Raw genomic sequence first — 23541 nt, 5'->3', positions numbered from 1 at the left:
GACAGGGGGACAGGCAAAGGCGGCCGGCGCGGCAAGGGTCCGCGCAATCCATCGCCCCGGCATTCAGCCGTGAGGGCGCCCGATCGAATCGGGCCCGGGGCACTCCGGCTTCTGCCGGCACACCCAACAGATGCGGCCCCGGTGGGCAAACACCGGGGCCGCGTACAGGCACTCAGTGAGGAGTTACCTGCGGTCACGAGTATGACCGACGCGGAGCGCGACGCGCTGTCGCGGAAGAACGCGGACCAGAACAAGCGGTCCGAGGACGACGCCCGGATGCGGGGCGGTCGTCGATGAACGCGTTGTCCGGCACGTTCGCCGCCGTCTTCGCCACCCTCTACGTCGCTCACTCGGTGGGTGATCACTGGGTGCAGATGTCGCGGCAGTCGGCCGACAAGGGCCGTCCCCGTCCTGCCGTCAACGCCCCCACGATCGCGGATCGTGGGGGCGTTGACCCTGGTCAAGCATGGTGCCCCCGGGCAGATTCGAACTGCCGACACCCGCTTTAGGAGAGCGGTGCTCTATCCCCTGAGCTACGGAGGCGCGTCACTCGGCCGTCCCTGGGGGCGGCCGAGGGACAGGTTACCGGATGGTGCACCGGCACGCCGCGTCCGTCGGGGGTGGGACGTAGCCTGGGGCGGCGGGGGAGTGGCCGGGGATGAGGAGAGTCAGGGATGGCTGAGGACAGAGTGGCGCGGGCGCTGGCGGGATTGCTGGTGACGTCGGGAGTGGCGCACTTCGCGGTGCCGCGCGGCTTCGACTCCATCGTGCCGCGGTCGCTGCCGGGCAGCGCGCGGGCCTGGACGTACGCCAGCGGCGCGGTCGAACTCGCGGTCGCGGCGGCCGTCGCCAGCCCACGCACCCGCCGGGTCGGCGGCCTCATGGCGGCGGGCCTCTTCGCCGCCGTCTTCCCGGCCAACGTCAAGATGGCCTACGACTGGCGTCACCGCCCGCAACCGTTCAAGGGCGTGGCCTACGGCCGTCTGCCGCTCCAACTCCCGCTCGTCGGCTGGGCGTTGTACGTCAGCAAGCGCGCCGCCGGCGAGTGACACGGGACCGGTGCGGCCACGCCCGCCGCACCGGTCACCGCCCTCCGGCACCGGACGCCCGCCGCACCGGTCACCACCCCTTGCGGCACCGGACACCGGCCGCGCCGGCCCCCGCACCGGCTTCCAACCCGACCCCGCCCCGCCTTACCCCCGTTCAGCCCACCGCCGAAAGCGACGCCGTGTGCTCGCGGATCTGATCCGGCGTCAGGTACTCGTCGGTGTGCTCGAAGTCCCGCAGCGTGGGCGGGCGTTCGGCGAGGAAGCCGGTGCGGACGAAGTCGTCGCCGGCAATGGCGTTCAGTAGCCAGTTGGTCAGCACGCGGGTCTTGGCGACGTTGGTGCGCAGCGCGGACCAGTGGTAGCCGCGGGCGACGGCCTGGGCGGGCAGGCCGCGCAGTTCGATGCCGAGCGGCTTGGAGACCGCGTCGGTGCCGCCGAGGTCGACGACCAGGCCGAGGTCCTTGTGGGCGTACGGCTTCATCGGCGCGCCGCGCAGCGTGGCGAGGACGTTCTCCGCCAGCTGGCGGCCCTGGCGCATGGAGTGCTGCGCGGTGGGCGGGCAGATCGAGCCGTCGCCCTTGACCAGGTCCGGCACGGCCGCCGCGTCGCCCATCGCGAAGACGCCGTTGAGGCCCGGGACCGCCATCTCGGGGGTGACAACCAGCCGGCCGCGTACTGTCTCGGCGTCGAGCGTGGCGATCAGCGGGCTCGCGGCGACGCCGGCCGTCCAGATCAGCGTGCGGGTCGGCACCACCCGGCCGTCGGTGAACGTGACCTTCTCCGGTCCCGCCTCGGCGATGGACACGCCGAGCGACACCTCCACGCCGCGGCCGCGCATGACCTCCAGCGCGCTGCGGCCCAGCTTGTCGCCGAGTTCCGGCATGAGTTTGGGCGCGATGTCGATCAGGTGCCACTTGATCAGCCGCGGGTCCAGGCGGGGGTAGCGCTTGATGGCGTTGGTGGTCAGCCGTTGCAGGCAGGCGGCCGTCTCGGTGCCCGCGTAGCCGCCGCCGACCACCACGAACTGGAGCCGGGAGATCCGCTCGTCCTCGCTCTGGCTGGCGTCGGCCAGGTCCAGTTGCGCGATCACGTGGTCACGGATGTACGCGGCCTCGGCCAGCGTCTTCATGCCCCGCGCGTAGTCGGTCAGGCCCGGGATGTCGAAGGTGCGGGTGATGCTGCCGGGAGCCAGCACGATGTAGTCGTACCGCTCGTTGACGGTCTCCCCGGTGATCTTGCGGACGACGCAGACCTTCGCCCGGGTGTCCACGCCGATCGCCCCGCCCGGGATGATCCGGGTGCGGTGCCGGCTGCTGCGCCGCAACGAGACGGCCACCGACTGCGGGGTCAGCACGCCGGACGCGACCTGGGGCAGCAGCGGGAGATAGAGCTGGTACGAGAACGGGGTGACCAGCGAGATCTCCGCCTCGCCCGGCGCCAGCCGGCGTTCCAGCCGGCGTACGCACGCGATCCCTGCGAAACCGGCGCCGACTACGAGAATCCTGGGCGTTGCCACGGTGTCCGTCCCTTCTCGGTACTTCGGGTCGTCCTCCACTCGCCTGCCCGAGACCCGCGTGAACAGTGCCCATCTTTCTGCGCGTACCCGGACTTCGCCTCTCGGGAGCCTTTCCCGGTACCCCCCGGGGAAACGACGACCCCGGGTGTGGTGACGCCGGCAGGGACGGCGGGAACCGCGGGGGCAGCGGGGGTGACGGGGGACGACGTGACGGGTGACCGGCGCGGACAGGGGTCGGTGGGGTCCGGCCGCGCGGAAGGCGTCCGTATACGTGATGTCGGGCGGCGCCCGTGTACGTGACGGCGGGGTGGCACCCGTGCACGTCACGAAGGGCAGCGCCTGTGTACGTGACGGCGGGGTGGCTTCCGTGTACGTCACGAAGGGCGGCAACCGTGTACGTAACGGCGCGGCGGCACCCGCATCGTGACGTACGCGTCACGAAAACGCGGGACCGGCGGCAGGCTGTCGGGGCCTGCCGCCGGTCCGGGCGGGTCGTCGTGTCGCGGCGGTGGTCAGATCTCCGCGTGCTTGCCGTGCACCATGTCCCACGCTTCGCTGGTGTAGCGCTCGCGGTCGTGGTGGGACAGCGTCGGGAAATAGTCCTTGAGACGGTCGACCACCTGCTGCTCCGATTCGTGGCAGTCGCGCAGCAGGAAGATCGCCTTGTGCAGGATGGTGCTGTCCACGGGTGTGCTCCTCATGCGGTGTCTGAGTGCCGGGACCGGCACCGCTGGTGCCGCCGTACCGCGCTCAGATTACTGATCCGATGAGCTGATAAAAGCCGTCGGCGGAGGGACTGTGCTGCGTTCCACACCCTCTTGACCTGGTCTTATCCCGTGCATTGCCCATCTGTGGCGTGGTCTTGGCCGGCCAGTAGCACAGCCGGTACGGTCACCGTCCGCGCCCGCAGGTATTCGCCCAGGCTCTTCGCCTGCGGGTCGGCCCGCGTCGAGGCGGCCACGCCGTCGCCGAGCAGGTCGTGGATCACGAAATTGACGGCCCGCAGGTTCGGCAGCTCGTGGCGTTCCACCTCCAGGTCGGCGGCCTCCGGCAGCAGCTCGCGCAGCCGGGCGACGTCCAGGTAGCGCCGCAACCAGGCGTATCCGGCGTCGTCACGCGCCCACAGACCCACGTTCGCGTCCCCGCCCTTGTCCCCGGACCGCGCGCCCGCCAGCAGCCCCAGTGGCGCCGTCACGAGCCCTTCGCCGCCCTCGGGGCCGGTGAGGGCGTCGGCCCCGTTCGCGTCGGCCACGTCGGCCCCCGCAGCGTCATCAGCCCCCGCACCCTCAGCGACGGCCCCGCCGGAGCCCACCTCGCCGGAGCCCACCGCACCGCCGGAGCCCACCTCGCCGCCGGAGGCCCCCTCGCCGGAGGCCACCTCGCCGGAGCCCATCGCACCGCCGGAGCCCACCTCGCCGCCGGAGGCCCCCGCACCGGAGCCCGCCCCACCGCCGGAGCCGCCCGCCCCGTACCGCGTCCTCGGCGGCTCCGGGGCCGGCAGCCGGGTGCCGTCGGACAGGACGACCGTCGCGTGTACGGCGTCGGCGGCGATCAGCGCGGGCCAGTGGACGCCGTACTCGGTCGGGCGCGGGGAGGCGTGGTCGAGGTGCAGACCGGGGTAGCCGGACAGCGCGATGCCGGCGACCGCGCCGAAGAACGGCCGGCCGACGCGGTCCGGATCGGGGTCCATCACGGTCACCGTCAGCCGTGATCCGCCCTCGCACGGCTCCGTACGGGTGTCGAACACCGCGAACCGGTCCCGTCCGCCGACCGCGTCCAGCACGCTGTCCACGGCGAACCGCTCCTTCGCCGCGAGGTCGAGCCCGGTGAGCACGAATACCGCGCTGTTGCGGTGGCCGCCGACGTGGTTGACGCAGACCTTGAGCGTGTCCGGCGCCGGCCCGCCGCGTACACCGGTGATCCGGACGCGGTCGGGACCGTCCGGTGTCAGCGTCGCGGTGTCGAACCGGGCGACCACGTCGGGACCCGGGTACGCGGGCGATCCGATCTCGTACAGCAGCTGGGCGGTGACCGTCTCCGTGGTGACGGCACCACCGGTACCGGGGTGTTTGGTGATGACGCACGAACCGTCCGCGTACACCTCGGCCAGCGGGAACCCGGGGCGTACCGGCCGTTCGATCTCCGTGAAGAACGCGTAGTTGCCGCCGGTCGCCTGCGCGCCGCACTCCAGGACATGACCTGCCGCTACGGCGCCCGCCATCCGGTCCCAGTCGTCGGGCGCCCAGTCGTACGCCCACGCCGCCGGCCCGGTGACCAGGGCGGCGTCCGTCACCCGGCCGCAGACCACCACGTCGGCGCCGGCCCGCAGCGCCTCGGTGATGCCCCAGGAGCCGAGGTACGCGTTGGCGGTCAGCGGGACGACCCCGTCGGCCGCCGCGTCGGCCAGTGCCCGCCCGGTGCGCAGGTGGGCCAGCGGTTCGCCCCCGGTGGCCAGCTCCGCCAGCCGCGGCATCAGGTCGTCGCCCTCCACGTGCGCGACGTTCGGCGCGAGCCCCGCCGCCGCGGCCAGCTCCCGCAGCCGCGCCGCGAGCCCCGCCGGGTTGAGCCCGCCCGCGTTGACCACGATCCGTGTGCCGCGCGCCAGACAGGTCCCCAGGACGTCGCCCATCTGCGCCAGGAACGACACCGCGTACCCGGTGTCCGGATCGCGCCGCCTGGCCTTCCAGAGGATGAGCATCGTCAGCTCGGCGAGATAGTCGCCGGTCAGCACGTCGACGGGCCCGCCCTCGACCATCTCCCGCGCTGCGGACAGCCGGTCGCCGTAGAAGCCCGAACAGTTCGCGATCCTCAGCATGGCTCCGTTTCTAACCCCGCCACCGCCTTTTCGGGGCCGCTTTCACGGGATTGCCCCGCAGCGCCCCGAACGCCCCGGGCGAACGGGACCGGTGCGGGATCGGTGCGGTGGCCGGCCGCCGACCCTCGTTGGCCCCCCGTCGGCCGCTCACGGCTTCATGACGGAGCCGGTGCGGACGAGTCCGTGGGCGCCGGCCAAGGCCGCGCAGGATGCGGCTGGCGACCGCGGACGGCGGCACGGCTGAGGTCGGGACCGTCCAGCGGCGCGGTCGGGTAAGCGGGGCGGCCGCGGAGGCGGCGACAGCCGAACGGCTTATCAGAACGCGCGACGGGCACCCCACGCGCCGATGCTGGTTCAGGGCACGCCATCGCTCCGGACGTATGCCAAGAGGGCGCCACGTGTACCTACGTCTGCCGGCAGCGATCAGCCGGCAGACGTAGGTACACGGGTACGCAGGCGCCAGGCAGAGGTACGCATGCAAAAGGAACAGCAGTCAGAACAGCGCAGCCAGAACGACACGTCACAACAACGTGGTGACAAGAACGCAGTCGCAAGAAGCAAGCAGTCATAAGAACGCAGCTAGAGGAACGCAGTCATAAGCACAGCGGACAGAAGAACGCGGTACCGGACGGCAGGACACACCCGTAGGAACGTCGGAAGAGGGAACCATGTCGCAGCGCACGGACATCGGACTGCTCATGTTGCGCCTGGGCGTCGGGGGAACGCTGGCCGCTCACGGGGCGCAGAAGCTCTTCGGGCTGTTCGGCGGTGGTGGGCCGGAGGGCACCGGCAAGGCGATGGAGAGCATGGGCTTCACGCCGGGCAAGCCGAACGCGCTGGCGGCCGGGCTCGGTGAGGCCGGCGGCGTCCTGCTGGCGCTGGGCCTGGCGACCCCGGCGGCGGGCGCGGCCGGGGCGGCCACGATGGCCACCGCCGCCTCGGTACACGCGCCGAACGGCTTCTTCGCCATGGACGGCGGCCTGGAGCATCCCGCGCTCCTGGGCATGGCGGCCGCCGTGCTCGCCGTCACCGGTCCCGGCCGCTACTCCCTGGACCACGTCACCGGGCACTGCCTGAACCGGCCGTGGGTGATGGCCAGCGCCTTCTCGGTCTGCGCGGTCGCCACCGCGGTCGTCATCGCCCGCCGTCAGCGTGCGGTCGCCCACGCGGGCGACTCCGGCACGGACGAGGCGCAGGCGGAGGCCGCCTGACCCCTGCACGGCCTCCCGGCCCCGGCTGGCCGTTGAGCCCGGTCCCCTGGCCCCGCCGCCCCCTGACCCCGCTTCGGGCCCTCGGCCCCGCCCGACACCCCCGCCCCGTCGGCCTTCCCGCCGCTGACCCGCTGACCCGCCGACCCGCCGCCCTGATCCCGCTCCGCCGGGTGGAAGACCACCGGGTGGCAGACCGCCGTACGCGTGCCGGTGTGACGTCATACGTCGCGCCGGCACGCCGTCATGCCGTTACGCGGCGCTCGGCCCGATCGGCCCGCCCGTACACCGCCCGATGTCCTCCGTGCCCCGCCCGGCTCCACCCTCGATGAGCTGGATGCGCACCCGCACCCCGCACCCGCACCCCGCACCCGCACCCCGCACCCGTGTCCCGATCCACCCCGGTCCGCACCCGTTTCCGCGTCCCTGAACGTCACCCACGTCATGAAAAATCCGTATGTGACGCAGGTCACATCCCCGTGGTGAAATAACCGGGGACTCTCTCCCCGTTATGCCCCATGACCGCGCGAACCGGGGACGGTCTCCCCGGTTCCACCGGTCGCCGACATCGATCAGCGAGAGCGTTGATCCGGCCGTGTCGCAGGGGAAGGAGAGCGCCATCGTGGGAACCGCTGCCGTAGAGCACCGGCCGTCGCGACTTCGCGCGGACGCGTCACGCAACCGTGAGCGGATCGTCGCCGCCGCCCGCGACGCGCTCGTCGAATCCGGACCCGACACGCCGCTGGACGAGATCGCCCGCCGGGCCGGCGTCGGCAACGCGACCCTCTACCGCAACTTCGCCGACCGGCGTGAGTTGTTCCGTACCGTCACGCTGTCCGTCCTCGACCAGGCCGCGCGACGCGGCGAGGCCTCCATGGCCGAGGAACCGGACGCCTTCACCGCGCTGGAGCGGTTCGCGCACGAGAGCGCGGCCGCCCGGATCGGCGCCCAGTGCACGCTGCTGTGCATGTTCGACCCCCGCGAGGACGCGGAGTTGAACACGGCACGCGAACGTCTCACCGGAGTCGTCGCCACCCTGCTGGACCGGGCCCGTGCGGCCGGACAGCTGCGTGACGACGTCGGTCCCGGCGACCTGCTGGTCGCCCTCGCCCAGTTGACCCGGCCGCTGCCGGGGACCGGGTGTCCGTCCATCGACCATTACGCCAGCCGACACCTCCAGGTGTTCCTCGACGGACTGCGGGCGCCCGCCCGCAGCACGCTTCCGGGGACCGCCGCGACGCTGGAGGGCCTGCGCCGGGAGTCGTGACGTCACGTCCCGGCCCCGCCCGTTCCACCGTGTCGCATCACCACGTCACCGCACGCCGAACGTCCACTTTCTCTTCCGTCACCGCCTGAGGGCCGTCCTGCCGGTCGTCAGCGCTGATCTCCGCCGACCCTCATTCGCTTTCGCACCACAAGGTGGGACCACCCATGTCCGATTCCCTCGTACAAACCGACCCGAGGCGCTGGAAAGCGCTCGTTTTCATCGCCCTGGCCCAGCTGATGGTGGTCCTGGACGCGACCATCGTGAACATCGCCCTGCCGTCCGCGCAGAAGGCGCTCGGTATATCCGACGGCGACCGGCAATGGGTGATCACCGCCTACACGCTCGCCTTCGGCGGCCTGCTGCTGTTCGGCGGACGCATCGCCGACCTGGTCGGGCGCAAGCGGATGTTCGTCATCGGCCTGCTGGGCTTCGCCGGCGCCTCCGCGCTGGGCGGCGCGGCCGTCAACACCGACATGCTGCTGGGCGCCCGTGCGCTCCAGGGCGCGTTCGGCGCGATGCTGGCGCCCGCCGCACTGTCGCTGCTGTCGGTGATGTTCACCGACGCCAAGGAGCGTGCCAAGGCCTTCGGCGTGTACGGCGCCATCGCGGGCGGCGGCGCGGCCGTCGGCCTGATCCTGGGCGGCCTGCTCACCGAGCACCTGAACTGGCGCTGGACGCTCTTCGTCAACGTCGCGTTCGCCGTCGTCGCGGTCGCGGGCGCGCTCACCGTCGTCAAGGAGCCCGCCGGCACCCGTAACCGCAGCGGTCTCGACATCCCCGGCGTGCTGCTCGCCACCCTCGGCCTGGTCTCGCTGGTCTACGGCTTCACCCGCGCCGAGTCCAACGGCTGGAGTGCCGGGTCGACCATCGGCCTGTTCGTGGCGGCCGTCGTGCTGCTGGGCGCCTTCGTGACCGTCGAATCCCGTGTCGGACACCCGCTGCTGCCGATGCGCGTGCTGATGGACCGCAACCGCGGCGGCATCTACCTGTCGCTCGGGCTGGCCGTCATCGGCATGTTCGGCCTGTTCCTGTTCCTGACGTACTACCTCCAGCTGATCAAGGGGTACTCGCCGGTCACCACCGGTCTCGCGTTCCTGCCGATGGTCGCGGGCATGATCACCGGCTCCACGCAGATCGGCGCCCGGCTGATGACCCGGGTCGCGCCGCGCTGGCTGATGGGCCCCGGCTTCCTGCTCGGCGCGGTCGGCATGCTGCTGCTGACCCGCATCACCGTGACCAGCTCCTACGCCGGTGTGGTGCTGCCCGGCATGATCCTGCTGGGCCTCGGCCTGGGCACCGCGTTCATGCCGGCGATGAGCCTGGCGACCTACCGGGTGCAGCCCCGGGACGCCGGTGTGGCGTCGGCCATGGTCAACACCTCGCAGCAGGTGGGCGGTTCGATCGGCACCGCGCTGCTGAACACCATCGCGGCCAGCGCCACCACCGCGTACGCCGCCAGCCACCACGCCGCGTCGGCGGCGGCCGGTAAGGCGCTCGCGGCGCAGGGCATGGTCCACGGCTACTCGGTGGCCATCTGGTGGGCGGTCGGCATCCTGACCGTCTCCTCCACGCTGGCGTTCACCCTGATCAACACCGGCCACCAGGGCGGCGGTCCGATCGTGGCCGGCGGTGGTAAGGAGGACGAGCAGCAGCTGTCCGTGCCGGTCATCGCGCACTGACAAACGGCGGTATACGTCACGACCGTGACCCGTCACGACGTGACGTATACCGCGGGATGAACGCCCCCGTGCGAGCCCGGCCCCGCCGGTCCCGCCGGGGGCGTTCGCCATCCGCCCGCTCTCCCGCCCCCTCATCCGCCCACACACTGCTCGCCGCGCCCCCGACCCGGCGCCCTACCGCCTACCGCCTATCGCCTATCGCCTCCGCCCCTGCGGCCCCACCGGCCCCTCCCGGCCCACCGTCATTGAAGCTTCAAACGGTCGTAGGCTGGGGTGCATGGCGGAACGAGAGGCGGGTGCCGGGCAGCCGGCCGCGGCGACGGGGGCGGGGCAGCCCACCCGGTGGCTGACCGATGACGAGCAGGCCGCGTGGCGGGCGTACCAGGCCGCCTCCCAACTGCTGTCGGACCACCTCGACCGCCAGCTGCAACGCGACAGCGGTCTGCCGCACGCGTACTACATGCTGCTGGTGTGGCTGTCGGAGGCGCCGGAGCGGGCGATGCGGATGACGGACCTGGCGGAACGGGCGAAGATCACCCGCAGCCGGCTGTCGCACGCGATCACGCGGCTGGAGAACGACGGCTGGGTGCGCCGCGCGGAGTGCCCGACCGACCGGCGCGGCCAGTTGGCGGTGCTCACCGACAGCGGTTTCGCCGCGCTGGAGGCCGCCGCGCCGGGACACGTGCGGGCGGTGCGCACGGCCGTCTTCGACCGCCTCGACCCGGAAGCGGTGGCCGCCCTCACCGCCGTCATGCGCACCGTTGCCGAGGGCCTGAGCCCGGCCGGCTCGTCCGACCTCCCCTGGCGCCGCTGAGTTCGGCCTACGGGCCGTTCTGCGGCTGGCTCGCCGTCCCGTTGCGCCGGTCGGGTCTGTGCGCCGCCGGGCCCTGCGAACGCGCCGTTCACGGCGGTCCGGTGTCACGTTGCGTCGGGCAGGGTCTGTGTGTCGCTGGGCCCGATCGACGGCCCGTTCCACGGCTGGTCCGTCGTCCCGTCGCGCCCCGCCAGGGTCTGTGCGCCGCCGGGCCCCGCCGACGGCCGGTCCCACTGCGGTCCGGCGCCGACCGGCGTTGCGGTCCCGCCCACGCCGTGGAAGCCCGTCCTGCGGCAAGCCCGACCGGTGGAAGCCCCTCCGGCGGCAGTCCCGCTCGTTGGCGGTGTTCCCGCCCGCTGCCCGGCCCGCCGTTCCCTCGCCCGCCGTTTCCTCGCGCGCCGTCGCGGAGCCGTCACCGGAGCGCCTCACGCGGGTTTCGGCCAGCGCCTCGGGGCCGATTCGTTCCGCGGGAGTCACGTCGCCCGGCCGGGTGACGGAGAAGTTTCGTCACCGCACCGTTCGGCAGGCTCCCAGCGGGCACTCCGTACTCAGGAGATGGCGCGACTGCCGCACTCGATCTGGGATTTCGTCGGTGGGAGCGCGGAGGAACGAGCGCCAGGAAGCGCCCGGTGCGGCGGGCAGGGTACTGCATGATCACAAAAGTCAGAGCGGGGGTTGGGAATTCTGTCCGATTTCCAGTCGTTGATTCCCCATGAGTGGGCACGAGTGCCGATGAGGACCCCTCGCGGCCTCTCAGTGAAAGAGCAGCTATCCGACCGAACAACGCAAAGGGAGCACAGATGGCAACCCGGGCAGTGGCCCGCCGTCGAAGCGACGGGCCCAGCAGCGTTCGTTCCACCAGCACCGAGGTGGCGGACCGCGACCTGGTCGGCATGTACCTCGACGAGATCGCGCGCACCCCGCTGCTCGACGCGGCGCGGGAGGTCGAGCTGTCGCGGGCCATCGAGGCCGGGGTCTTCGCCGATCAGCTGCTGGAGGACCACGAACGGGCCTCCGGCGCCGACGAGGCGGAACTGCGCGCGGTCGCCGAGGAGGGCGCCCGCGCCAAGGACGTCTTCATCCGTTCCAACCTGCGTCTGGTCGTCGCGGTCGCCCGCCGTTACCCGCGCAGCGGCCTGCCCCTGCTCGACCTGATCCAGGAGGGCAACGCGGGTCTGGTGCGCGCGGTGGAGAAGTTCGACTACGCCAAGGGCTTCAAGTTCTCCACCTACGCGACCTGGTGGATACGCCAGGCCATCACCCGTTCCATAGCCGACCAGTCGCGCACCATCCGGCTGCCGGTGCACCTGGTGGAGGAACTGGGCCGGATACGGCGTGTGCAGCGGGAGTTCAACCGCGAGCAGGGCCGTGACCCCGAGCCCGCCGAGATCGCCGCCGAACTCGCCACCACCCCCGAGCGCGTGGTCGACGTACTCGACTGGGCCCGTGACCCGGTCAGCCTCAACATGGCGGTCGACGACGAGGGCGAGACCCAGTTCGGCGACCTGGTCGAGGACACCTCCGCGGCCTCCCCCGAGGACTCCGTGCTCGTCATGCTGCGCCGCGAGGAACTGAGCCGGCTCATCTCCCGCCTCGACGGCCGCACCGCGTCCATCATCCGGGCCCGTTACGGCATGGAGGACGGCAAGGAGCGCACGCTCACCGAGGTCGGCAAGCAGCACGGCCTGACCCGCGAGCGCATCCGCCAGATCGAGAAGCACGCACTGCTCGAACTCAAGCGGATGGCCAACGCGACCGGCTTCGACCACGAGGCCGCGTAACGCGTCCGACCGGCCCGACGCACCGCACCGCGCCGGGCCGATGCCCGTCTCGCCCTCGATGTGGCCGTCCGCGCCCGTCGCGCCCCCGACGCGGCCGTCCGCGCCGCCGACGTTGAGCCCGCGCCCGTGTCGCCCTCCGGCGCGGACCTCGCGCCGCCCCCGCCCGGTAGCGCCGGGCCGAGGCGGTCGGGGCGGCTTGGCGGCGCAGCTCGCCCCGGTCGCGGATGGCGTGCGGACCATCGCGGATGGACCTCTCCCACCGGGCGAACCCGGCCGCCTCGTCCTCACGCGCCGGCGCATCCACCCCGGCCGGCTCACTGCCCAACGAGCCGATGGGACAGCCCCCGGCCAAGGCGTTTTCCTTGCGCAGCCGGGCGGCCGAAGTCGTCGCTCCCCACAGGCGGCGCTTCCTGGCCTCGGGCTTTTCGCGAGGGCCGCTGTCCGGCAGGTGATCAAGCAGGCAGAAAGTGCCTCTGAGCGGCAAGCCACAAGAGTTGCTGAGGGTCTTCTGCGTGGCAGCGGAAGAGGCACTTCCCAGGTGAAGAAGCGTGTCGGGTCGTAAGCGCCTGTCCGCGTCCACCAGGTCTCCCGACCTCGGCACGGGCCCCGGCTGTCGAACCTGACGGCCGGGTCCGCGACAGCGCCCGGCGACGTCCTCAAGGGCCGGTCCATGGGGATGTGGCTGATCGTCCGCAAGGAACGACCGCATCCCGGCGCCCAGTCGCGGTTCACCGATGCCGACGGGATGCGTCTGACCTGCCTGGCCAGCAACGCCACCGGCGCCGTGATCTCCGCACTCGAAGCGCACCACTGCCAGCGCGCCCGCGCCGAGGACCGGCTCGCCCTGGACCTGTCGGCCCGGATGCCGATGCTCGCTCCGACCGGCACCGCCCGCCGCTGGCGGACCCAAACGCCGGCGGCTGTTCTCCGCCGCTGCCCGTTTGGTCACCACCGGCACCGGACCCCGTGATCACCAGCGCCCGCACCCGGCTCCAAGCCCTGGCGGACCCCGGCCGACCAGCAAAAAGCCCCCGCCGGCGTTCAACGAGGGCTCGTGCAGGATCGAGGCTGGCTGTCGACGTTCGCGTAACGGGGTTCGACGGATTCGAACGTGCCGAGCACCCTCGCGGTGTGGTGAGGCGAGTGACGGCGGTCGCGGCGTGTCGGGCTGAAACCGCGGCGCCGGTTTGGGAATTCGTTGACTGGTCGTTGTTGGCGTCAACGATGTAGGGCGCGGAGTCGTTGTCGAAGTCAACGACCAGTCAACGGTTTCGGCGAACGGCAGAGTCCCTCCGGCCGCCTGTGCCCCGTGGCCGCTGTAGCAGTAGCCGGTGCCGCCGCCCGGCCGCGTTCCGTACCCTGGGCGGATGAGCTCCGAGCCCGAAACCACCGCCGGCCGCGCCCCTCGCCCGCCCGCCGCCCTGGTCTTCGACGACCCGCTGGACCGGCGGTCGGCCGACGACAACGACCAGGGTTGGGGCGACCGACCGGCCCCCACGGGCGGCGGCCCGGCCGACCTGGCCCGCTTCCTGGACGAGAAGCCCCCGCACCACGTCTGAGCGTGATGTGTGACCCCGCTGGTCACCCGACCGCTGTCTATGAGTCTGCCTGTCGCCAGGTCCGCCGGTGAGGCGTTGGGTGTGCTGTCCCGCTTCCGGGTCGAGTTCTACGAGTCCTTGTACGCCCGCGCAGCTGCGCTCTTCGAGCTCACGGACGCGGGGCGATGTACGGACGGGCCCGGAGCGCGCCTGCCCGCCTGCGCCGCCCCCCTGGCCGGCCTGCCGCTGCCCCCGCGCGGCCGGGGGGCGGATCGTGCCGGCCGTCCATGCCAGCAACTGGCTGCGGCCTGATGCTCCCACCAGCGACGATCGGTTGTCCTGCCACGTCTACGGGTGCGGGAACCGCAGCGAGGACCAGTTCGTGCCCGGCGGGCCGTACTTCTTCGTTGCGGCCTGAAGACCGGCCGGACCTCCTGGACCGCGCTGCTGGATGCTGCCCGCCTGGGCCAGGCTGACGACGCGACGGCGGTCGCCGCCACCCGACTCCGCGACGGCGTCGTCCGGTTGATGCACATCGGGCAGTGGCGCGGGGCGACCTGGAGATCCGGGTCGCCATGGGCTCCGGCTATGACGACTCCGGCTACGACGTCGCTTTCCTCTCCCATGCGCCTGCGGACCTGCCCGTCGTCCTGGGCGGACGCCTGCGCTCGGACCGCGTGACACTCCGCGACGCCGGGCCCGCCACTGCGGCCCGACGGGTGGCCGGCCCCGCAAGCACGGCGGCGTCCTGTCCTTCGCACGACTCGACGGCTGGCACGAACCCGACGTCACCACCGTCACCGACACCGCCCGCCATGGCCGGACCGAAGCGACGGCCTGGGACCGGATGCCCCCCGGCTCACCCACCGCGGCCCCCGGCTGCACCTGGCAGAGGAGGAACCGCCCATCCTGTACGGCACCTTAGATGCGGCTGAAGGACGACCCCTGCCAGGTGACCGCGACGCCGAACCGGTCTGGCGGGGCAGCGTCCGGAAGCCTTTCGCGTCGCGTGGGACAGCGACGGTGGCCACGTTCTCGTGCTCGGCGGCCCGGCCAACCGGTCCGGCCGAGGTGACGTACCCGCCGTCCACCGCACGAGGCCAACCTGTGGGAACCGTTGCCTGATGCCGGACAGGACCAGTTTCGCCCCGACGCGTTTCTGGACGGAGGCGGAGTGCACCATCGCCTGTGAGACCAGTAATGGCGGACCCCGCACGCGTTTGCCCGCGTCGCAGCCGATGGCCGCACCGCCCTGGGGGCTCCGGGACTCCGGCACGGCCGCCGACGGCTGCGGAGCCCGCCCGTCGCCGGTGCGCACCCCGTCGCGCAGTACGTCATGGACCCGGTCCCACGTGCGAAACCAGCGGTAGGCCGCACCCCAAGAGGCCGGGCCGTGCGGCACCGACCGCCAGGCGTACCCGGCCCCAGAACGTACCGGACCGTGTCGATCACCAGACGACGCGAGAACGTCAACGGCCGCCCGCCCCGCCGCGGAAGCAGCAGCTCGATCACGACCCGGTGATCACAACCCGCAACCACCCAATTACCCCACGCTTTCCGGGGATGTGACCGGACATACGTTGGACCCGCGACCGGATGGATGCCCGAACGGGGTGGACGCGCGAAGGCGGGACGGCCACCGTGCCTCGACGTCCGCAGCTGGATACCGCTCCGGTCGACGCGGTCATCTGCAAATCCGTGAGCGTCGGGTCCGACTCGAGGAGGCGGTCGACGCCCGAACGAGCCGACGCCGGAACAGGCTGATATCGGGAGACGCTGGAAAAGGTCGACGTCTGAATAAAGGGCACCGGAATGGGGAATGCCGCAGGCCGCCCCGGATCTCCGCCGGACTTGGTTATCGGTGCTGTGCGCTATGCGATCCCCTTACCCAAGCGAATGCTCAACGCTGAATGCCGAGAGGGTCGCCATCGCGGAGAAGTTCTCGGTAATCCTGGTCCGACGAGTGACTGATCCGTCAGCCGCCGATCCGGGCGTCAAGGGATGTCCAGGGGCCGCGCAGGCCGACTGGTGTGCGTGCAACCGACGTGCGTGAACGGAATGTTGGACGCTCCGTGAGGTTTTACGGTGCGGGGGGCCGGAGTCGTCCCGTCGGACACTCCGCCCGCGCGGTGAATGCCGGGTGCGGCCCCTCGCCGCCCGGCCCCGCAACCGTCGGACGTCCGACGGGAACCCCCGACGCGGCACTCGCCACGGCCGCGGGTGCAGGCGGCGGGTGAGGGCTGCGCGTGAGGGCCGCGGCGCCGGAACGGGCCGCGCCGGATCGCCGGATGATGACGTTTCCCCAACAAAGAACAGCCTCCCGCCCCCGTCCGGCGCCCGCACCGGCGCCCGTATCGCCGAGCCGGTGCCCGCATCCCCCGCCGGAGGCACCCCCGCCGGACGCCCCCGCCGTTGACCAGCGGCAAGCACGCCGCAGGCACACCACGGACGCGCCGCAGGCACACCAGCCCGGGCAGCCGAGGGAACGCAAGCGCCCGAACGGGAACCATTCGCCCCCGCGGGCGCGTCATTGCAGTGGTGTCCGGCGGTGGTGCTGGGCGGGGACGGTGAAGAGGTGGCGGTGGTTGCGCGGTGTGGGGCACCTCACGCCGGGTGCCGGCGGTGGCGCCGGAGGCCCGCTGCGGGGGAAAGCCGCCCTGTTCGGGGGCGCGCCGACGCGTACCGCGGCACCCGGGCCGGCCCCGGGCGCAACGGGTTGTTGGTACGCCATGCGCTAACCTTTCCCCGTAAGTTATCCTCCCGGCCCCCTCTTTGCCCCGACGTGGAGGAACCGCACCCCCGGCGTCCGCCGTCGATTTTCAGCGAGCCCAGGAGCTTCACGTATGCCCGTCGCGCATCGCAGTACTTCGCCCCGAATAAGCGTCGTCGTACCTGTCTACCGAGTACAAGGGTATCTGCGCGCCTGCCTGGACTCCATTCTCGAACAGTCGTACACGAATTTCGAGATCGTCGCGGTCGATGACCGTTCGCCGGATTCCTGCGGCCAGATCCTCGACGAATACGCGGCGCGCGACGACCGGGTGCGGCCGATTCACCTGGAGGAGAACCAGGGCATCGGCAAGGCGCGTGACGCCGGTGCGCTGAAAGCCTGCGGCGACTACATCTTCTTCCTGGACAGCGACGACACGATCGCGTCCGGCGCGCTGGCCGCGATCGCCGACCGGCTCGACGTCACCGGCGACCCCGACATCGTTATCCTCAACCACGTCCGTACGTACTGGACGAACAAGGTCGAGGCGAGCCAGGCCGGGGAAATGCTGGCGGCGGCCGGTACCGACGTCTTCACCGCCCTGGAGCGCCCGGAATACCTCAACGCGTTCGCGGTGGTGTGGAACCGGGTCTATCGGCGCGAATTCTATGTCGGTAACGAATTCACCTTCACCGACGGCCTCTACGAGGACGCGCTCATGGTCTACAAGACCATGCTGGTCGCCGAGCGCATCGCCTGCCTCGACCACGTCTGCGTCGAATACCGTCAGCGCCGCCAGGGCAACTCCATGCGGACCCCGGGCCGGAAGCACTTCTGGATCTTCGAGCAGTACGAGCGGCTGTTCGCCTTCCTCGACGAGCGCCCGCACCTGGACCCGGTGCGCCCGCTGCTGTTCGAGCGGATGGCACACCACTTCCTGTTCACCCTGGGCCGCGAGGACCGCATCCCGTCCGCGCTGCGCGCCGAGTACTTCAAGCTCGCCACCACGCAGTACAAGCGGCTCAAGCCCAAGGGCTTCGTCAAGCCCGAGGGCGACTTGCGCGGCGTCAGCCTGGCCCTCCAGTTCGACCTGCTGGAGCGCGGCTCCTACGCGGCGTACGCGGCCGTCAACTTCGCCGACCTCACCCGGCAGCGGGTCGCGAGCCGGCTGGTCAAGGCCAAGAACAGGATCGGCAAGCAGGCGTACCACCGGCTCTACAAGCTCTACCTGCGCCGGCCGATCGACCCCAACCTGGTGGTCTTCAGCGCCTACTGGAACCGCGGCGTCGCCTGCAACCCGGCCGCGATCTACCACAAGATGAAGGAACTCGTCCCGCACCTGAAGGGCGTGTGGGTGGTCCGGGCCGGCGACGAGGACAAGATCCCCCAGGGGATCGACTTCGTCGTGGCGCGATCGCCGCGTTACTGGGAGGTCATGGCGCGCGCCAAGTACCTCATCAACAACGTCAACTTCGCGAACGAGATCATCAAGCGACCCGGTCAAATCCACCTCCAGACGCACCATGGCACTCCCCTTAAGCAGATGGGAATCGACCAGCAGAGGTTCCCTGCCGCGGCGAAAAACATGAGTTTCCACCGCATGCTCGAACGCGTCGACAAGTGGGACTACTCCCTGACGTCGAACCTTCACTCCACGGAGATATGGGAGCGCGTCTACCCCTGCGCGTTCGAGGCGCTGGAGTACGGCTACCCGCGCAACGACGTGTTCTTCCACTCCACCGCCGAGGACGTCGCGCGCGTCCGCGGTGAGCTGGGCCTGGCGGACGGCACCACCGCGATCCTGTACGCGCCGACCGTGCGCGACTACCAGAAGGGCTTCGTGCCCCGGCTGGACCTGGAGCGCTTCTGCCGCGAACTCGGTGACAACCACGTGGTCCTGGTGCGTACGCACTACTTCTACGAGGCCGACCCGCAGCTGAAGGACCTCCAGGAGCGCGGCCTGATCAAGGACGTCTCGCAGTACCCGGTGGTCGAGGACCTGTGCCTGGCCGCCGACGTCCTGATCACCGACTACTCGTCGATCATGTTCGACTACGCGTGCCTGGACCGGCCGATCGTCTCCTACGTGGACGACTGGGAGGTCTACAGCAAGGCGCGCGGCGTCTACTTCGACCTGCTGTCCGGCAAGCCCGGCGAGACCCCCGGCTCCACCGCCACCGACGAGGACAGCCTGATCAGCGTCTTCCGCTCCGGCGCGTGGAAGGGTGCAAAGGCCAACGAGTTGCGGGCCGCGTTCCGCAAGCGGTTCGTGCAGTTCGACGACGGTTACGCCGCCGAGCGCGTGGTGCGCAGGCTCTTCCTCGGCCAGGACAACACCCCCGCGGTCCTCCCGCTGGCCGAGCGCACCCCGGCCCCGGCGCCGACGGCCGGCGGCCGCATCCCGGCGCAGTCCTCCGGTACCAAGCTGATCGGCGCCTGACCGGCACCGAACGCCCACCGGTACCGCACGCCCACCGGTACCGAACGCCTGCCGGAACCGGCGGCCCGCCACGGCGGACCGCCGGTTCCGGCATGTCCGGCACGCTCCGACGGACACCGGTACGACGGACAACCGGTACGACGGACACCGGTACGACGGACACCGGTACAACACCGCACCGCCCCGCCCCGCGTCCCCACCCGCCATGCCACCGTGCCGCCATGCCACCGTGTCCCCATGCCACCGTGCCGCCACCCCGTGCGCCGCGCTACCGTCGAGGCGCACGCACGGCCGGAACGGGGAGGCATTCATGGGACGTGACGCATCCGGCGGCGGGGTCCCGGACGACGTGATCTACCGGCGGCTCATGCCGTCGAACGGGGACGGGCCGCCGGACCCCGCGCAGCCGGGCGTGGGCGTGGCGGACGATCCGTCGGCGCTGGCCGGGCTCAAGGTCTCGCCGTCCGCGCTGCGTTCGGCGGGTCAGGCGGCCGGCCGCCTCGGCACCGGCACCAGGACCGCCCGCTCCAGCCTGGAACACGCCCACGAGGGCCTGGCGAAGGCGGCCGCCGGCTTCTCGTTCGCCGCGGCCGTCGCCGCCCTGCACGCCTCGTGGGACGGCCGGCTGGGGAAGATCACCAAGGACTGTGACGAGATCGGCACCCTGTGCCAGGACGCCGCCCAGGGCCACGAGAGCACCGACCAGGGCGTCCGGGACAGCATGACGCCGTAACGGGGGCATGACGCCGTAACGGGGACAGCGGGGGCAACGGAGCCCGGCGGGCGCCGAGTTGGCCGCACGGCCGGTCAGCGCCCGGTGCGGCCGGCTGCGGTGCGGAGTGGCGGCCCCGGCTCGGGAGTGGCGGCCCCGGTTCGGGAGTGGCCCGCCCCGGTACGGAACGGCCCCGGTTCGCCCGGCACCGCGCAGACGACGCCGCACGGCCGACACCGTAAGGCTGAGGCCGCGGTCCCGCACCGGAGGACGTGCATTCCCCCGGTGCCGGACCACGGCCTCACGGACCCGGTCAGGACTTCGTCCGTACCGGGTCAGGACTTCGTGGTGGACACCCCGCGCTGCCGGACGAGTTCGTCGCGGATCTCGCGCAGCAGGCTGACCTCGACGGCCTCGGCCTCCACGTGCTGCTCGGCGTCCTGCTTCTGCTTCGCGGCGCGGCGGGCCAGGAAGCGGGACATCGGCATGACCATCAGGAAGTAGACGACCGCGCCGGTGATCAGGAAGTTGAGCGCCGCCCCGAGCACCGAGCCCCACATGATGGCGGGACCGCTGACGACCTTGGCCCCGTGGCGGACGCACGTGTCCATGCAGTAGCTGTACGACGACAGGTCCTGGGTGCCGAGCGCGCCGATGACCGGGTTGATCACGCCGTTGACGACCGAGTTCACCACCCCGGTGAACGCGGCGCCGATCACCACCGCGACCGCCAGGTCGATGACGTTGCCCCGCATCATGAAGGCCTTGAAGCCACTCAGCAGGCTGGGGGTCTTGCCGTTCTCGCTCACCGCGAAGTCCTTTGTCGTACGGGCGGGTTGACTGCCCGGTCAGCTGGTCCGCGAGGGTGCGGCCAGACCGGTGTCGAGGCCGTCCAGGGCGCGGGTGCACAGGCACTCGCGGTCCTGCGCGGCCGGGAGGGCGCCGACGACGTCGAACAGTACGGTCCGCAGCCGGCCGACGTTGGCGGCGAAGACCTTCAGCACCTCTTCGTGCGAGACGCCGTCGCCGGTCTCGGCGCCCGCGTCGAGGTCGGTGACCAGCGTCAACGAGGTGTAGCACAGGCCGAGTTCGCGGGCGAGTACCGCTTCGGGGTGCCCGGTCATGCCGACCACCGACCAGCCCTGCGAGGCGTGCCAGACGGACTCGGCGCGGGTGGAGAAGCGCGGGCCCTCGATGACGACCAGCGTGCCGCCGTCCACCGCCTCCCAGCCGCCGGCCGCCGCCGTCTTCACCGCCACCGCCCGGCCGGCCGGGCAGTACGGGTCGGCGAACGTCATGTGCACCACGTTGGAGACCGTGCCGTCGGGCAGCGGTTCGCCGTCGTAGAAGGACTGGACGCGGGACTTGGTGCGGTCGACGAGCTGGTCGGGGACCAGCAGGGTGCCCGGACCGTACTCGGCGCGCAGGCCGCCGACCGCGCACGGGCCGAGGACCTGGGTGACGCCCACCGAGGCCAGCGCCCACAGGTTGGCGCGGTAGTTGATCCGGTGGGGCGGCAGGTGGTGCGAGCGGCCGTGCCGGGGCAGGAACGCCACCCGGCGGCCGGCCACCTCGCCGATGAAGAGGGAGTCGCTGGGCGGGCCGTAGGGCGTCTCGACGGTGACCTCGGTCACGTCGTCGAGGAACGAGTAGAAACCGGAGCCGCCGATGACCCCGATGTCCGCCAGGGCACCCGTCCGCTCGCCGCCGGACGTGCCGCCGTCGATGTCGCTGCTGTGAACCGTCATGGCGTCACTCTAACGGCGCCACCCCACCCGGCAGGAGTCCCGCCCGGACGGTTGCCGGCGTCCGGAAACCGGGCGAAACGGGGCGTATCGCGGAGGCCTCGAGAGACCCCGCAGCACCGGTCGAGCGTGGCTCGAGAGCCGCTGAAAAACGGCTGCCGCGCCACTGAAGCGCCGTTCAAGAAGATGCCGCCGCTCACGAGGCATCGCCGTTCAGGAGACGCCGCCGCTCACGAGACGCCACCGCTCATGAGGCGCCGAAGACCCCGCCGGAGTGCTCCGGCGGGGTCGTGCGGGGTGCGGGGGCCGGGTCAGGCGGCCGAGGTCCCGCTGCCCGACGAGGCCGGGGCGGACGGCTTCGAGTCGGACTTCGCCGAGCCCTTGCTGTCGCTCTTGGTCCCGGAGGACTTCGTCTCGGACTTCGAGTCCGACTTCGACTCGGCCTTCGACTCGGACTTCGATTCCGACGACTTCGCCGTCGACGAGCTGGAGGACGATCCCCGGCTGTCGTTGCGGTAGAAACCGGAACCCTTGAAGACGACGCCGACCGCGGAGAACACCTTGCGCAGGCGTCCGGAGCAGTTCGGGCACTCGGTGAGCGCGTCGTCGGTGAACTTCTGCACCGCCTCGAGCGCTTCTCCGCACTCGGTGCACTGGTACTGATAGGTCGGCACGTGATCCTCCTGGCACTCTCACTCAATGAGTGCTAACGACGGTCCATAGTGCAGCATTCCGTCGCCTCAGTCCACTGCCACCGCCTCACACGCCCGCACGGTGGCCGCGGCGGCGTCCGGCACCGGCGCCGGACCGCCCGCCGCCAGCCGGTCGCGCAGCGCCAGCAGCACCACCAGCGCGGGCGCCGTCCCGGCCAGCGGTACCAGGAACGCGGCCGCCGGACCCCACAGGTCGGCCAGCTGCCCGGCCGCCGTCACGGCCACCGCCTGCCCGAACGCCACCGCGCCGGTCAGCCAGGTGAACGCCTCGGTCCGGGCGCCGGCGTCCACCAGCGAGCCGACCAGCGTGTAGCCGTTGACCAGCGTGGGCGCCACGCAGGCGCCGGTCAGCAGCCCCAGGACGCTGAGCAGCACCGGCGACCCGGCCGCCCACAGCGTGCAGCACACCACGACCAGCAGCGTGTAGGCGACCAGCAGCCGGCCGCGCGGTGTCGAGCCGCCCCGGGCGCCGAGCGCGCCGCAGACCGCGCCGGAGAGCATGTTGCCGGCGGCGAAGATCCCGTAGAGCAGGCCGTTGCTGCCGGGGTCGCCGATCGACTGGGTGAATGCGGTCAGCGCGACCTGCATGCCGCCGAAGACCGCGCCGATGCCCCAGAAGGCGGCCGCCAGCAGCCGCACGCCCGGTATCGACAGCGCGGACGGGCCGCGGAACGCGCCGGGGCCGTGCGCGGCGCGCGGTGCCGGGGCCGGCGCGCTGCGGCGCGAGGCGGCGAACAGCCAGCCGCCCGCCAGCGTCAGGGCGCCCTCGGCGATCAGCCCGGCCGCCGGGTGGATGCCGGCGCACAGCGCGGTGGCCAGTACGGGTCCGATCACGAAGGTGAACTCGTCGGTGACCGACTCGAAGGCGGCCGCTGTCATCAGGGCCGGCGAGCCGTCCAGCGCCAGCGCCCAGCGGGCCCGCACCATCGGCCCGACCTGCGGCACGGACGCGCCGGCCGGCACCGCCGCCGCCAGCACCGCCCACAGCGGTGCCCGCTCCAGCGCCAGCACGGTCAGCGCGGCGACCGCCGCCGCGTGCGCCGGCACCACGGGCAGCAGGACCGCCCGCTGGCCGAACCGGTCCGCCAGCCGCCCGAAGCGCGGCGCGAACACCGCCATCGCCACCCCGGTCACCGCCGCGGCGGCGCCGGCCTGCCCGTAGGAGCCGGTGGTGTGCCGCACCAGCAGCACGATCGAGATCGTCAGCATCGCGAAGGGCTGCCGTGCGGCGAACCCGGGAAGTACGAATGTCCACGCGTGCGGGGTACGCAGCAGCTCGCGGTAGCCCCGCCCGCCGGTGACCGTGGTGTCCACGGCCATGCCTTTCTGCCGCCTGGTAGCGCCGGCCTACCGGTCCGGGGCGCCGAGAGCCGTCCTCATGCGCGTTCCCCGGTCGTCCACCGGGGTCGCGCCGGCCCTGCGTCAGGCAGAGTCGGAATGTCCACAACCCGCCCATGATAGCGGCAGGCGCCCCGCATCCGCCCCACGGTCACCGGCGCCGGCCGCTCGACCCCGCCCCGCTCGCCCGCACGCCCTCGCCCTCACCGGCGCTTC

18 protein-coding genes, 1 tRNA gene and 2 pseudogenes are annotated in these 23541 nt (G+C 71.9%); 11 read left to right on the top strand and 10 right to left on the bottom strand.

Annotation, left to right across the window (positions count from 1 at the left end):
* Positions 1-293 precede the first annotated feature (293 nt).
* Positions 294-407, top strand: a pseudogene (locus tag POF43_RS31185) (transcriptional regulator); the annotation flags it as partial.
* Between the two features lie 60 nt (positions 408-467).
* On the opposite strand, the gene POF43_RS31180 reads toward POF43_RS31185, so the two are convergent.
* Positions 468-543: transfer RNA gene (locus POF43_RS31180), tRNA-Arg, on the bottom strand.
* Between the two features lie 131 nt (positions 544-674).
* On the opposite strand from POF43_RS31180, the gene POF43_RS31175 reads away from it, so the two are divergent.
* Complete coding sequence (locus POF43_RS31175) at positions 675-1049, top strand: DoxX family protein (protein ID WP_271326165.1); 375 nt, start codon at positions 675-677, stop codon at positions 1047-1049.
* Between the two features lie 154 nt (positions 1050-1203).
* On the opposite strand, the gene POF43_RS31170 is transcribed toward POF43_RS31175, so the two are convergent.
* The 3 genes from POF43_RS31170 to POF43_RS31160 all read right to left on the bottom strand — a co-directional run bounded on the left by POF43_RS31170 (position 1204) and on the right by POF43_RS31160 (position 5380).
* Positions 1204-2565, bottom strand: a complete 1362-nt coding sequence (locus POF43_RS31170; protein ID WP_271325921.1) for an NAD(P)/FAD-dependent oxidoreductase — start codon at positions 2563-2565, stop codon at positions 1204-1206.
* Between the two features lie 512 nt (positions 2566-3077).
* The gene (locus POF43_RS31165) at positions 3078-3266 is read right to left on the bottom strand and encodes a hypothetical protein (RefSeq protein WP_271318806.1); all 189 of its coding nucleotides are present in this window, start codon (positions 3264-3266) and stop codon (positions 3078-3080) included.
* A gap of 128 nt (positions 3267-3394) precedes the next feature.
* Positions 3395-5380 (bottom strand): acyclic terpene utilization AtuA family protein, encoded by a 1986-nt coding sequence (locus POF43_RS31160; protein WP_282704881.1) that lies wholly within the window; start codon positions 5378-5380, stop codon positions 3395-3397.
* Between the two features lie 668 nt (positions 5381-6048).
* Between POF43_RS31160 and POF43_RS31155 the strand changes: the two genes are divergently transcribed.
* The 5 genes from POF43_RS31155 to POF43_RS31135 all read left to right on the top strand — a co-directional run bounded on the left by POF43_RS31155 (position 6049) and on the right by POF43_RS31135 (position 12129).
* Complete coding sequence (locus POF43_RS31155; RefSeq protein WP_271325651.1) at positions 6049-6591, top strand: DoxX family protein; 543 nt, start codon at positions 6049-6051, stop codon at positions 6589-6591.
* A gap of 619 nt (positions 6592-7210) precedes the next feature.
* Positions 7211-7855, top strand: a complete 645-nt coding sequence (locus tag POF43_RS31150; protein ID WP_271325595.1) for a TetR/AcrR family transcriptional regulator — start codon at positions 7211-7213, stop codon at positions 7853-7855.
* Positions 7856-8019: 164 nt separating this feature from the next.
* Positions 8020-9534, top strand: a complete 1515-nt coding sequence (locus POF43_RS31145; RefSeq protein WP_271318240.1) for an MFS transporter — start codon at positions 8020-8022, stop codon at positions 9532-9534.
* Positions 9535-9811: 277 nt separating this feature from the next.
* The gene (locus POF43_RS31140) at positions 9812-10348 is read left to right on the top strand and encodes a MarR family winged helix-turn-helix transcriptional regulator (protein WP_271316569.1); all 537 of its coding nucleotides are present in this window, start codon (positions 9812-9814) and stop codon (positions 10346-10348) included.
* Between the two features lie 800 nt (positions 10349-11148).
* On the top strand, positions 11149-12129 hold the full coding sequence (locus tag POF43_RS31135) for a sigma-70 family RNA polymerase sigma factor (protein ID WP_271316568.1): 981 nt from the start codon (positions 11149-11151) through the stop codon (positions 12127-12129).
* Here POF43_RS31135 and POF43_RS35250 read toward each other — a convergent pair.
* Complete coding sequence (locus POF43_RS35250; RefSeq protein ID WP_372516170.1) at positions 12083-12709, bottom strand: TetR family transcriptional regulator C-terminal domain-containing protein; 627 nt, start codon at positions 12707-12709, stop codon at positions 12083-12085. The two genes, POF43_RS31135 and POF43_RS35250, sit on opposite strands and share 47 nt — an antisense overlap.
* Before the next feature lie 8 nt (positions 12710-12717).
* On the opposite strand from POF43_RS35250, the pseudogene POF43_RS31130 reads away from it, so the two are divergent.
* A pseudogene (locus POF43_RS31130) lies at positions 12718-13085 on the top strand (IS1380 family transposase); the annotation flags it as partial.
* A 411-nt stretch (positions 13086-13496) separates the two neighbouring features.
* Positions 13497-13688, top strand: a complete 192-nt coding sequence (locus POF43_RS31125) for a hypothetical protein (RefSeq protein ID WP_271324808.1) — start codon at positions 13497-13499, stop codon at positions 13686-13688.
* Between the two features lie 327 nt (positions 13689-14015).
* Here POF43_RS31125 and POF43_RS31120 read toward each other — a convergent pair whose 3' ends face one another.
* Positions 14016-14201 (bottom strand): hypothetical protein, encoded by a 186-nt coding sequence (locus tag POF43_RS31120; RefSeq protein ID WP_271316566.1) that lies wholly within the window; start codon positions 14199-14201, stop codon positions 14016-14018.
* Positions 14202-16510: 2309 nt separating this feature from the next.
* Here POF43_RS31120 and POF43_RS31115 point away from each other — a divergent pair.
* Together POF43_RS31115 and POF43_RS31110 are read left to right on the top strand one after the other, a co-directional pair.
* The gene (locus tag POF43_RS31115) at positions 16511-18817 is read left to right on the top strand and encodes a bifunctional glycosyltransferase/CDP-glycerol:glycerophosphate glycerophosphotransferase (RefSeq protein ID WP_271325553.1); all 2307 of its coding nucleotides are present in this window, start codon (positions 16511-16513) and stop codon (positions 18815-18817) included.
* A 310-nt stretch (positions 18818-19127) separates the two neighbouring features.
* Positions 19128-19550, top strand: coding sequence for a hypothetical protein (locus POF43_RS31110; RefSeq protein ID WP_271325162.1), 423 nt, complete (start codon positions 19128-19130; stop codon positions 19548-19550).
* A gap of 314 nt (positions 19551-19864) precedes the next feature.
* Here the strand turns inward: POF43_RS31110 and mscL are convergent, their stop codons facing one another.
* The 4 genes from mscL to POF43_RS31090 form a co-directional block, all read right to left on the bottom strand.
* Positions 19865-20338, bottom strand: a complete 474-nt coding sequence (mscL, locus tag POF43_RS31105) for a large conductance mechanosensitive channel protein MscL (protein ID WP_271317458.1) — start codon at positions 20336-20338, stop codon at positions 19865-19867.
* Between the two features lie 39 nt (positions 20339-20377).
* Positions 20378-21277: an S-methyl-5'-thioadenosine phosphorylase gene (locus POF43_RS31100; RefSeq protein WP_271317459.1), complete on the bottom strand. Its 900-nt coding sequence runs from the start codon at positions 21275-21277 to the stop codon at positions 20378-20380.
* A 308-nt stretch (positions 21278-21585) separates the two neighbouring features.
* Positions 21586-21948, bottom strand: coding sequence for an FmdB family zinc ribbon protein (locus POF43_RS31095; RefSeq protein ID WP_271325163.1), 363 nt, complete (start codon positions 21946-21948; stop codon positions 21586-21588).
* 66 nt (positions 21949-22014) lie between these two features.
* A complete protein-coding gene (locus POF43_RS31090; RefSeq protein WP_372516169.1) occupies positions 22015-23307 on the bottom strand; it encodes an MFS transporter in 1293 nt (430 codons plus the stop codon).
* Positions 23308-23541: the final 234 nt, after the last annotated feature.

It is taken from the genome of Streptantibioticus silvisoli (genome assembly GCF_027947535.2).
GTDB lineage: Bacteria > Actinomycetota > Actinomycetes > Streptomycetales > Streptomycetaceae > Streptantibioticus_C > Streptantibioticus_C silvisoli.
This window is presented reverse-complemented; position numbering and strand designations above follow the sequence as displayed.